Annotated in this window: 10 protein-coding genes; 5 read left to right on the top strand and 5 right to left on the bottom strand. The window is 47.8% G+C overall.

Going from position 1 to position 11,805, the window contains the following annotated elements; all coding sequences use genetic code 11:
* From C2M34_RS14300 to C2M34_RS14310, 3 genes are read left to right on the top strand one after another with little or no spacing between them, the layout of a single operon-like run.
* Positions 1–990, top strand: coding sequence for a DUF58 domain-containing protein (locus C2M34_RS14300; protein WP_158681455.1), 990 nt, complete (start codon positions 1–3; stop codon positions 988–990).
* The gene (locus C2M34_RS14305) at positions 983–2,920 is read left to right on the top strand and encodes a transglutaminase family protein (protein ID WP_158681456.1); all 1,938 of its coding nucleotides are present in this window, start codon (positions 983–985) and stop codon (positions 2,918–2,920) included. The genes C2M34_RS14300 and C2M34_RS14305 overlap by 8 nt, the downstream gene beginning before the upstream one ends.
* 2 nt (positions 2,921–2,922) lie before the next feature.
* Positions 2,923–4,239 carry a Na+/H+ antiporter family protein gene (locus C2M34_RS14310; protein WP_105259143.1) on the top strand — a complete coding sequence of 439 codons (1,317 nt, stop codon included), beginning with the start codon at positions 2,923–2,925 and terminating at the stop codon, positions 4,237–4,239.
* A gap of 194 nt (positions 4,240–4,433) precedes the next feature.
* Here C2M34_RS14310 and C2M34_RS14315 read toward each other — a convergent pair whose 3' ends face one another.
* Genes C2M34_RS14315 through C2M34_RS14325 form a run of 3 tightly spaced genes read right to left on the bottom strand, consistent with a single transcriptional unit; the run spans position 4,434 to position 6,574 of the window.
* A complete protein-coding gene (locus tag C2M34_RS14315; protein WP_105259144.1) occupies positions 4,434–4,871 on the bottom strand; it encodes an acyl-CoA thioesterase in 438 nt (145 codons plus the stop codon).
* Complete coding sequence (locus C2M34_RS14320; protein ID WP_105215923.1) at positions 4,864–5,724, bottom strand: M23 family metallopeptidase; 861 nt, start codon at positions 5,722–5,724, stop codon at positions 4,864–4,866. Before C2M34_RS14320 ends, C2M34_RS14315 begins: the two co-directional genes overlap by 8 nt.
* On the bottom strand, positions 5,717–6,574 hold the full coding sequence (locus tag C2M34_RS14325; RefSeq protein ID WP_105199009.1) for a 6-carboxytetrahydropterin synthase: 858 nt from the start codon (positions 6,572–6,574) through the stop codon (positions 5,717–5,719). Before C2M34_RS14325 ends, C2M34_RS14320 begins: the two co-directional genes overlap by 8 nt.
* 237 nt (positions 6,575–6,811) lie before the next feature.
* Here C2M34_RS14325 and fabA point away from each other — a divergent pair, with 237 nt between their 5' ends.
* A complete protein-coding gene (gene fabA, locus C2M34_RS14330) occupies positions 6,812–7,327 on the top strand; it encodes a bifunctional 3-hydroxydecanoyl-ACP dehydratase/trans-2-decenoyl-ACP isomerase (RefSeq protein WP_105199010.1) in 516 nt (171 codons plus the stop codon).
* Positions 7,328–7,384: 57 nt separating this feature from the next.
* Here fabA and rmf read toward each other — a convergent pair whose 3' ends face one another.
* Together rmf and C2M34_RS14340 are read right to left on the bottom strand one after the other, a co-directional pair.
* Positions 7,385–7,555 (bottom strand): ribosome modulation factor, encoded by a 171-nt coding sequence (gene rmf, locus C2M34_RS14335; RefSeq protein ID WP_105199011.1) that lies wholly within the window; start codon positions 7,553–7,555, stop codon positions 7,385–7,387.
* A 473-nt stretch (positions 7,556–8,028) separates the two neighbouring features.
* On the bottom strand, positions 8,029–9,846 hold the full coding sequence (locus C2M34_RS14340) for a protein kinase domain-containing protein (protein WP_105259301.1): 1,818 nt from the start codon (positions 9,844–9,846) through the stop codon (positions 8,029–8,031).
* 168 nt (positions 9,847–10,014) lie between these two features.
* Here C2M34_RS14340 and C2M34_RS14345 point away from each other — a divergent pair, with 168 nt between their 5' ends.
* A complete protein-coding gene (locus tag C2M34_RS14345) occupies positions 10,015–11,754 on the top strand; it encodes a hypothetical protein (RefSeq protein ID WP_105259145.1) in 1,740 nt (579 codons plus the stop codon).
* Positions 11,755–11,805 lie beyond the last annotated feature (51 nt).

Consider the following 11,805-nt stretch of genomic DNA (forward strand, 5'->3'; position numbering starts at 1 on the left):
ATGACCGCCCTGCTGCGCAAGGCATTCGCCCCACTCCATCATCAATTACAAGATTGGCTGCTAAGGGATAAACATAAAACCACGTCGCTCACCTTAGGACACAGCACGGTTTACGTGCTGCCCTCAAAACTGGGTTTTGGTTTTATCCTGGTGGCTGCTCTGAACTTTATACTTGCCGCCAACTATCAAAATAATCTGGTACAACTGAGCTCCTATTTAATGTTAGTGCTGGTGCTTATGTCTTTGATCCAATCCTACGCCAATATCAAAGGGCTGCAGTTGCAATTTAAAGAAGTGGCCAGTGGTTATGCCAATCAAGAACGCACTTATCGCCTCAGTCTGGCTAATCAGCAACGTAACAGCTATGCCATTCAATTACAGTGGCAAGGCAGCACGACTTTGGTTGAGAAGGTCGAAGATAGCAGCCAGGATGTCTCCATCCAGGGTGGGAAACAAGCGCGAGGCTATTATAAGGTACCGAGATTGAAGGTGTTTTCCACCTATCCCTTTGGTCTCGCAAAAGTATGGAGCTACCTCGATGCGAACGCCGATTATTATGTCTACCCTGCTCCTCAGCCCCATAATCATGGTTTAAGCAAGCAAGCACTTGATGACTCGCCGCAACAAAATTCCGGTGCTTTAAGCCAATCCGGTAATGACGAATTCGATGGCCTTAAAGAGCACAAACAGCTCGCCGATTACCGACGTATTTCCTGGAAACACTTTGCCAAGCGAGAGCAGCTTTTAGTCAAAGAATTTATCACCGAGGCCGACGGCGCCTACGTAGTAGATTTTGAAAAGTTCCCTGGCGATGTTGAAAATCGTTTAAGCCTGATGGCTTACAGTATTGAGCAGGCGCAAATCCAACATATGCCTATCGCCGTCGCACTGCCAGGCCTTATACTTGCCTGTAATAACAGCGATGAACATTATCTCAAGGCGCTGCGTGCCCTCGCCCTTTATAAAAAGCGGGGCTCACACCATGAGTAATTTTGCCAGCAGCGCCCTTAGCTTTATTTATATTGGCATCCTGATGATGTTGTCGGCCGAATTGCCGACCATGCTGTTGAGTCTGTTGCTCTTGTTATGCCTTTGGAACCTGCTATTAGCAAACAAGGGGCTCACACGCCCAGCCATGCTGGCAACCAACCTGCTGGCGGCGGCCTTATTGGCGGTACTCTTTATCACAGTAAATTTAAAACAAAGTGTCTTGTTGTTTGTGATCATGCTGCTGCAGGCAAGCATTTTAAAACTCTTGCAGGCAGAGAGTGCTAAGCAACAACAAACCGTGATAGTGCTGACTTTTTTCTCTATCTCCACCGTGTTTCTTTATCAGCAGTCCTTGTATAGCACATTACTTGTAGGCGTTTTTTTCGTCACCTTAACCATTGCCCTGGCTAGCCTCAATGGCTTGCCAACCACTCGTTTAGCCATGCGCAAGAGTATTTATTCGCTCTGTATTGCCGTGCCTTTGGCGGCCTTGATGCTGGTGTTTGTGCCTAAAATGCCGGCATTTTGGCAGTTACCCGGCGCCAATACCGCTAAAACTGGCTTGAATGAGCGCGTCGACCCTTTTGATATCGCCAGTTTGGCAAAATCCGATGAACTGGTATTTCGCGCCGAGTTCAATGATGATCAAGCAGCTCCGCCTTATTATTGGCGCGCCATGTTGCATACCAGTTTCGACGGCAAGGCCTGGGTAAAGGAAAAAGCCCCGGCCTACGAGCGTCAAAATATAGATTGGCCCGCCTATACAGGTTCTGCACAAATATACCTGGAAAAAAGTGCCAACCCTTGGCTTTATACGCTAGGCGATGGGGTTAGCCCTGCCGCCGATGTCAGAAACATCAATGACGGTTTATTGCTGCGCCAAGACCCATCCGCGTCGAACTTTAAATATCCATTGCGTTATCGTCCACAATTGCCCGCGGCGCTAAGCCAATACGAATATCGTTACTACACCCAATTACCACTACAAGGCAACCCGCTGGCCCGTAACCTGGCCAAGCGTTTGCTAGCGAAAAGTGATAATGTCGACGCTTTTATCAGTGAGCTCTATGAGCATTACCGCTATCAAGGTTTTACTTATACCCTGACCCCTACACCCATTACCGGGAGCAACAGTCTGGATATTTTTCTCACTCAGACTCAGCGTGGCTTTTGCGGTCATTATGCCAGTGTCAGTGCCTTTATGATGCGCAGCGTTGGCATTCCTGCTCGTTTGGTATCCGGCTATTTGGGTGGAGAAAATGTCGGCGACAGTAATTATCTTTCTGTATATCAATACGATGCCCATGCCTGGGTGGAATATCACGATGGTGAACAGTGGCAACGTTTTGATGCCACCTCAGTGGTCGCTCCTGAGCGCCTGAATGGCTCTTTGTCTCAAGTCGACCAGCTGCAACAGGAGTTTCGCGCCAATCTGGATCTCGGACTATTACAGCTTAGTGGCTTTAAATCATTAAACTGGCTGCGGATTCAATTAGAGAAAATTGACTACCGCTGGACCAAATGGGTGCTTGGGTTCGACCAGGAAAAACAAAATAACTTTCTAAAAGAGTTGCTAGGCAGTCAGTTTGCACAATACAGTATGGCCCTTGTGGTTATTGGCATTGCCCTGGTGTTATTTGTTATCTTGATCCTCAGTTCGCGCCACCGCAAGGTGCAATTGACCTTCAGTGCCAAGCAGTTGGCCAAGCTATTTAATGCCGCCGATAATTCATCCCTTTTATCACCAGAGCAACTGACACCCGTGGCGCAGCTAAACTATCTGGCAACGCATACGCCAAGACTTAAAACACAGATGGAGCAAATTTCTCGTTTTTACATCCAAGCCACCTACGAGCAGAAACCGCTCACAAAAAAACAGCGCTCAGAGTTTAGAAAAGTAGTAAATAAGTCAATAAAAATCATAGGGTAAAAATGAATTCAGTCATTGTCGGCGTATTTCTTATGCTGTTATTGACCCTGTTTCGGGTCAATGTCATTGTCGCCATGACGGTCGCGGCGCTTGTCAGCGGCTTGGTCGGTGGGCTTTCCCTTACCGATACGGTCACAGCTTTCAACACAGGTCTCTCCGGCGGCGCTGAAATAGCCTTAAGCTATGCCATGCTCGGCGCTTTTGCCGTCGCCATCGCCAAGTCCGGACTGACCAATTTATTGGCGGCGCGCTTATTGGTGTTAATGGGCAAAGAGCAAACATCGGAGCGTTTTTTATCCTTCGCCATTATGGCCGTGGTGCTGTTTTGCGCCTTAAGTTCGCAAAACCTGATCCCCGTACATATCGCCTTTATTCCGATTTTAATTCCGCCACTTTTGGCGATTTTTAATCGTTTGCAGATGGACCGCCGTGCCATTGCCTGTATTCTTACCTTTGGTTTAGCCACCGCTTACATGGTACTGCCCTACGGTTTTGGCGGTATTTATCTATACAATATTTTGCACCTTAACCTGGTTGAAAATGCCTTAGTTATCGACAAAAGTGACGTACCACAGGCCATGATCATCCCTGCCATCGGCATGTTTGTGGGGTTATTGGTGGCGGTGTTTATCAGTTATCGTCGCAAACGTGAATACAATCACACCCTGGTGAGCGAGGCGAAATCCTTAGAAGTTGAAAACCCAGGCAAGGTATTACTGGTCGGCACCTTGGCTATTGTTTTATCCCTGATCGCCCAGTTTATGAGTCAGTCTATGATCCTGGGTGGCTTGGTTGGGGTTATGGTCTTTACCCTTTTTGGTATCGTCAAATGGCATGAAAACCAGGATGTGTTTTCTAAAGGCGTGGCCATGATGGCGATGATAGGCTTTATTATGATCTCGGCTCAGGGCTTTGCCGAGGTCATGAAGGCAACCGGCCATATAGATACTTTGGTCAGCGGCGCCGCAGATATGATTGCCGGTAATAAGCCCGTGGCGGCACTGCTAATCCTGTTAGTTGGCTTAATGATCACCATGGGCATAGGCAGCTCGTTTTCCACCGTGCCCATTATCGCCGCCCTCTTTGTGCCCTTGTGTTTGCAACTTGGTTTTTCACCCATGGCTACCGCAGCCCTTGTTGGGACTGCCGGTGCGTTAGGGGATGCCGGCTCCCCCGCTTCGGACTCAACCCTAGGGCCAACATCGGGCTTAAATGTCGATGGCCAACACGACCATATCTGGGATTCAGTGGTGCCAACCTTTATCCACTTTAATATTCCCTTAGTCCTGTTTGGTTGGATAGCCGCCATGGTGCTTTAGACAAACCAAGTAAGATTCAAAAAGAGCCGCATCGCGGCTTTTTGTCCTTTGTAATACCGCAATTTGTCATTCCCTTGAAAAGCTTTAACTAATGATTAGTTGGGAAAGCCAAGGTTGATCATGTCAAAACGTTAGTATGATGTGTTCATTGTGCGTGGGCAGATTAAAAAAGGGAGCCTTAGCTCCCATTCTTATTAGTCTTGAAATCCGTTTATCATTCGCTCGCAGACTACAGGAGTTGGCCTGTGGTTTTCATCAACGGCAACAAAGGTAAAGCTGCCACGAATGGCTAAATGCTTGTTATCTTTATGCATGGTCTCAAGGAAGATTTCGACATCCACCCTTAAGCTGGTGTTACCTACGTGTACTACCTTAGAAACTAACTCGGCAAAGGTACCGGCAGGAATAGCTTCTTTAAAGTCAACGCGGTCTGATGAAATGGTTACCAAAGGCTTGCGACAAAAGCGGGTCGCAGCGATAAAGGCGACCTCATCCATCCAGGCCAAGGCATCGCCACCGAACAAGGTGTTGTGGTGGTTGGTACGCCCAGGAAACACGGTTTTGGTTACATGGGTAATTGAGTCTTGAATACGCTGTGCAACAACGGCATCTTTATCTAGGGTATTAGTCATTCGTGTTAGCTTCGCTCGCTAAAGTGTCTATCATCATAAGTTGCGGGTCTAATCGGGTGTTAAACCAGTTAAAACGCCAGTCTAAATGCGGGCCTGTTACCCGCCCTGTGGCACCAATTTGGCCGATGCGCTCGCCTGTTTTTATCATTTCGCCTTTTTCCACCAACACCTTGTGCATATGGATATAGGTTGAACTGATACCGTGGCCATGATCGATAATCACAGTACCACCTGAGTAATATAGGTCCGGATGAGCGAACACCACGCGTCCTGGTAAAGGTGCATAAATGGGCGTGCCCGTCTTATTAGCGATATCCAAACCGAAATGAGGGCGTTTGGGCGTACCGTTGAAGTACCTTTGGCTGCCATACACACCAGAAATTCGACCTTTGGCTGGGCGATACACGGGCGCTATAAAATCTGTTAAATCCGATTCATTGGCACGGGCCTCACGAACCATGGCAGCGTCGCTGCGAATGCGCTCCAACACCTCTTTAGGTGGTTCTACGTACTTTTGCTCCACCCCTTCGATTTTATCTATCTTATATTCGCGTTGGCTGACGTTAAAGTCGAGTTGCTGCCAGTTACCCTGCTTATCAAGCCATTTTAGCTGCTGCTGTGGCTCGGCATCACGGTCTATACCAAAGACAAAATAGCCTTCAGCGCTGCGTTTAAGTTCACGCTCAGCAAACACGACTTTTTGCGCATGGGGCAATTGGCCAATAAGCATGGCACCTTGTGTCAATGTCCCCTTAACCAAGGGCTGTGGCAACTGCGCAGCCTTGGCCGCGGCCGGCGAACTACTGATACATGCTAGGGTAATTAAACTCGAACAAATGAAGCGTTTAAGCATAACTGATGGATCCTTTCCCTACCCCTTCATAAGCCGTTACTTTAATCTGCTTGTCTGGGTATTCTCGTTTTAATTCTTGCGCCATAAAGTCGGCAATACATTCAACCGTGGTATCACAAGGGAGTATTTCAACGCGTTCGGCGCTAATGGCCAGCTCAAATTCGCCCTGAGTTGAGCGATAACGGCTGCAGAGGTCACCCTCTTTGGCTTGGATATGTTGCAGTTGCGTTGCTTCAACCTGATCTTCTGCACTAAGCAGGTAGATATCTTCCCAGCGATCAGCCCACTGTTTTTGCAGGCGCGGCATTGCCATACCATCGAGCTCCATACCCAGGGTGCTGCGATGACCATGAATAATACGCTGGCAATTACCGTCGTGCTTTTTCAGGCCGTGAGAATAATGATAATAGAAGCTATTGCTTGGCTCCGGGCGTAAATGCAAACCCATGCCGGTAACATTGGCCGGTAATTGCGGGGTGATCAAGGCAATAAGATGTGCGATTAAGGCCTGCTCATCAATGCGCGGCGCATCGATTTTGCTTACCGCTTGCAGCGGTGCACTCATGGCAAGGTGATGCTTGGCACCAAAATGCGCATCAAGAATCACCATGTCGTCATTTTCAATCAGGCTTATATCCGCCTGCATTGGCACGGCCAGGGTATGGTCGACGCTGTCATCGATAATGCGCTTTATCTGCTTTTTTACCAAGCCAAAATCAAGCACCATGGACTCATCATTCAAAGCACCATCCAGGGTCAAATCAACAATCCAACTTTCTCCTACCGGTCCACGGTCGGGACAAAAATATGAAAAATCGATAACGGTAAGATCGTTGACAAACAAAGTCATAGGTCAGCCTAACAAGCAATTGATAATTTTGCCCAAAATTATACAGAGGAAAGGGTTAAATTGCTGCCCTTTTGCGGATTTATTGAAGATTCTCGCCCCTGTAACAGCGACACAACGCCAGATTCACATAAATTAAATAAAAACCTGTAAATCTAGACCATTAAATGACTGCTCAGAGTTGTTTAGCGTACAGGTGTACGCTAAAGTAGCTGCAAATTTTCAAACAATAAGTGTGTTATGGAACGTAAGAATAGCTACTCGAAAGAAGACTTGGTGTTGTGTGGTGAAGGTAAAATGTTCGGCGAGAACAACTGCCGCCTTCCTAGCGACAATATGTTAATGATGGACCGCATCGTTTCTATTACCGAAGACGGTGGTGAGCATGGTAAAGGTCAGATCGTAGCCGAGCTGGATATTGACCCATCACTGTGGTTCTTTGACTGTCACTTCAAGGGCGATCCGGTTATGCCTGGTTGTCTTGGCCTTGATGCTATGTGGCAAATCGTGGGCTTTTTCTTAGGTTGGTCAGGTGGTCCTGGGCTAGGTCGCGCACTGGGTGTGGGTGAAGTTAAATTTACCGGTCAAATCCTACCTACGGCGAAAAAAGTAACCTATCGCATCGATATGAAGCGCGTTATTAAGCGTAAACTATTTATGGGTATGGCCGATGGTACTGTAGAAGTAGATGGCCGCGTTATCTATGAAGCGAAAGATTTAAAAGTAGGTCTTTTCCAAGATACCAGCGCGTTTTAATCATCTGCATTAACGCTACAAAAAACGCCGCTTTATAGCGGCGTTTTAATTGAAAATTTAGACTTTAAATTGGGCTCGTTCTTCGATGGCCTCTCGCCACCCGCCAAGCCATTGTGATCGCGGGTCGAGCTGTTGGTAGGGGCAGTTTTCTTTTGAGCGGCCTGCCAAGCCTGCTTTATAACCTTGAGAATGGGCGCGTTCTAGACGATCACGTTTTTGTCTCTTCATAGGTAAAGTCCTCACCATTGTAGTTTCGTCATTTGTAGTGTTTTTATCATCTACAAGTAATGGATAATTAATAGAACTGTCACTTTAGATAGCCATACTTATTACCACATTGGGTTATTTCGGCTAAATGAGCAGTTATTGACTGCGAAAAAATAAGTGGCCGTACCTCTGTTTCTTCGACCGATTACATGGACTCCGTAATAAAGGCATCGTCGGTAGTGCTAAAACCCCGTGTAATTGACGGTAATATTTTTTTTGCACAAAACGGACAATACTTACAACTACTGACAGCAAAAGCGACTAATAAGTTCCGCTGTCCCTAAGGTCAATCTGCCGTCTCTTGAGACAGTTTTCAAGTCTTATTTTTTTGTCTGACTAGATATAATATGTGCGGGCAATTGATAGAAAAGAAAAGTGGCGCAGATCTTTATGAAACTGCGCTGGCGTACCCCATTCTTATGTTAATTTTTGCATCAACTATGTTTTTTTGGGTTCTTTGATAAAAAATAATCCGGCTGTTTTGCGCACAGCGAAAACTCCCGAGTGTTCTTATAAGGCAGCTTCATAAAGCCTGCCACACCTACCCCGTCTATGCTCATGGCATACTGCATAATTTCATTCAGTAACTGGGTAAACCGCGCTTCCTGAGAGGCATCAAGCAGGCGATAATAATGGTGTATTTTCAAACGCTGAGCTAATGACTCAAAGATAATACAGCCGGTATGGTGAATTTTATTGAGCTCGAAAACGCATTGAATGATCTTTTTCGGCAGTTGCAACTGCTCGTCCGGATCCTTGCCATCCTCAAAGTAGGAGTGCGGCCTTAGCATTTCCTTGGTGGGAATATCCGTTACGTCATAACTCAGCTCAGGCAACTGCTCAAACACAAATGCGCCGGTGTCGTCTCGCTCTACCTGAATAGTTTGCCTGGCATCAAACAGACAACACTTAAATAAGCCCTTTTGTTCTATGCCCTGAGCCAGTTTCACCGTGTTGTCCACCGCATCCTGAAACGCCAGTTGCAGGGATTCGTCATAAAGGATCAGGCTGGACTCAACAAACAGGTTATCCTGTTTCCAGTGAAAACTAAGGCCGCCCACCACAGGGTATTTAGCCAGGCGGCTAATAGCGGCAAGAAACGCTTTTTCCGTATCGCCGGTGTCGAACAGAAACTCCCGATAATACCGCTCTAATTGAGCATCATTCACATCAGTTAAGCGCTTATCGCTGTCGGCTTGGCGTAGAAACTGTTTACGCGAGCTATATACTACTGTGTCGGGCAAGATATCGGCCACCGAGCTCCAAAACGGGATCAGCGACTTAGACGGAACGCGCTGCTGGACCGGCACAAAGGCTCGCGCCATGGCCGGCATATTACGAATAAAATAATCACCGGCCTTGTCCCGCGTGGTCTTGTCCTTACTGAGCATGCCATCGATTACCCTGGCGAACTCCACAGGCAGGCCCAAAGAGCTCGCTGGAATAACCTGGGCGCCAAAGCGACATGACTGAGCCGAAGCCAGCGCATAGAGCGTTGACGCCACACCTTGCTCGTCAAAACGCGGCGACGATTTAGCACCCGACATCTGCTCATCACCGATAAAGTACACGTCCCCCATACGGGCATTGGTGTTGGTAATATCCGCCGACATTAAATCCATCACATTGGCACCCACTGGGTGTCCTTCGGCATCCAGCTGCGCATAGACGGAGCTGCCCCAATCGACCAAGGATAAGGTGCTGCTATCAGGGTCCCACACCAGGTTCGAAGGTTTAATATCGCCATGAACAACGGGCGTGGGCGTAATGCCGTTTCTATGCTGGCGCAGCAGCAAGAGTAATTGGTGTAATTGCAACCCCAGAGCCAACAGTTGTTTTGCGGATATCTTTCCTAGGCGCAGGGAGAAATGCTCCAGGTCGTGACCCAAGGAGCGTTCCATCATCAGGATCCCCTGTTTTTTTATGCGCTCAAAGGCATAAAACTTAGGGATCATCGGATGGTCGAAGCGAGACAGCATATAGGCTTCGTCTTCAAGACGATCGCGCACCGATTGCGCTAAGGTAATACGGGAAAACTTAAATACCCACTGCTGCTCTTTGTCATCAACACCGGCAAACACAAAGCCATAAGCACCAGAGCCGATCAGCTCGACATCCCGATACCCCAGCATGGTCAGTTGCTTAATACAAATATTAAGCCATTGCTTATGTTTTTTTGCATCACGATGTGAGAGCAGATAAATGGACTGCTCTTCATTGATGTAAAAATTCATGATCGGCCGTTGTACCACCGCCACCTCAAGGTTTGTTAAAGTGCTAACTATCTGCTCAGTTTACGCTTTTTTTGAGCTATTCGAAATAATAGGAAACAAATTCGTCATTCCCGTGCGCTTGTTAAGGGCCACACATTAACGTATTCTTTTTGCTCAAAATAATTATCAACTAGAAATGGAGTTCTTATGAAGAAAGTCCTTATTGGTGCTGCGGTCGTTGCCGCCTTAGGTGGTGGTATCTATTACCAGCAGAATAATCAGTCCAGTGCCAAAATAGATCTTGCCGAGCTAGACTATGTGCCCTCTGACACTGTGTTTTTTGCCTCTCAGCTTACCCCCTTCCCCTATGAGCAATATGCCAAGCTGTTACCCGCAACCGAATTGAGTGAAGAGCAACGCGGTCAGTTTAGTGAAATTACCGAGGCGCTAAAACAAGACGGCGACAAGATTGCGGTGTTTATCGCCGAGCTGCTAAACAAGTACGAGCAGGCCATAGCCACACAAAGCGCCGATAAGATATGGGGCTTTGGCAGCGAATTGCGTTACCTTAGCTACGCAGTTGGTATTATGCCCGTAGCCCGCATCGAACTGGCCGAGCCAAACACCTTCGTCAACACGGTGAAAGAAGCTGCAGACAAAGCGGGGATAAGCCACGAAGAAAAAAACCTGAATAACACCGCTTATACCCGTTTTATCCTTGAAGCAGAGCAAGGCCAGTCTCTTGAGCTAGTCCTCAGCGTCCAGGGGCAATGGTTAACCCTTACCCTGAACAGCGATATGGTGAGCAATGAAGACGATCTCGCCCTGGCACTCGCTGCTAAAAAACCAACTAGGTCATTGGCGAGCACAGGTCGCCTGCAGGAATATGCTGATAAATATGGCTGGGATGGCAGCTCGGTCAATTTTATCGATAATAAGGCCTTGGTTTCGGCCCTAGTCGCCGAGAAACCTTCACGCCTAGGTACCATGATCGACACCTTTATAGCCAAAGCAGGTAAAACCAATGCCTTGGATGCGGTACGTACTCCAGGCTGTAAAAAAGACCTGCCCGCCATCGCAACTAAGTTCCCGGGCCTGGTCTGGGGCACATCAGATCTGGAAGTGACCAGCAGCCATGCTAACTTCGATGTCGATGTGATTTTTGAAAGCAGTGATAGCGACCTTCTTGGAGCATTAGCGACCCTGCGTGGCTTTATTCCTAAGCATGTTACCGATGCCGACGACGCCATTTTGAGCCTAGGCTATGGCATTGACGTAGCAAAGGTGGGTTCGCTAACCAACACCTTATGGAGCTCCTTCACTCAGGCCGAGTTTGAATGTGAACCCTTATTAATGGCCCAAGAGCAAGCACAGGGAGCCAACCCTATGGCCATCGCCATGGCCACGGGTATGTTTGCAGGGGTTAAAGGTGTCAGCTTCACCATTAATGACCTGGACTTGGATTTGACCAACCCACACGTTCCCGACATCAAGCAGTTCAGCGGCCTATTTACTCTCAGTGCCGACGATCCTATGACGCTGATCAATACCGCTAAATCTCTGGTACCTCATATGGCAGGTGTAAATGTGCCGAGCGACGGTAGTCCAGTCTCGGTAAACGAACTACTGGAAATGGGCATGGAGCACGATTTAGACGTTAAACTGGCCGTAAAGGGTAATCACATTACGCTATACACGGGTGAGCAAGCCGAGCAGCAGGTTGGCGCTTTGGAAAACGAAACGCTTGCAGCCAATGGCCTTCTCGGCATGACGGTTAACCTCGCACCATTAATGAAGATTGTCGTTGCCGCCAACGAAGCAAATGGGCAAGAAACGCCGCCTGAACTTAAGGCCCTGGCCGAGCAGGACATTTCTACCTCAATGACCACAGACATCAATGGCCATGGTTTACAACTAAGCTCAAGCTCGCATATTCGCAAGAACTAAGCGGCAACATATAAGCCATTAAAGGGTAGAGGCTGGTACTCTACCCTCACG

Source organism: Pseudoalteromonas sp. T1lg88 (assembly GCF_002964765.1).
Taxonomy (GTDB): domain Bacteria; phylum Pseudomonadota; class Gammaproteobacteria; order Enterobacterales; family Alteromonadaceae; genus Pseudoalteromonas.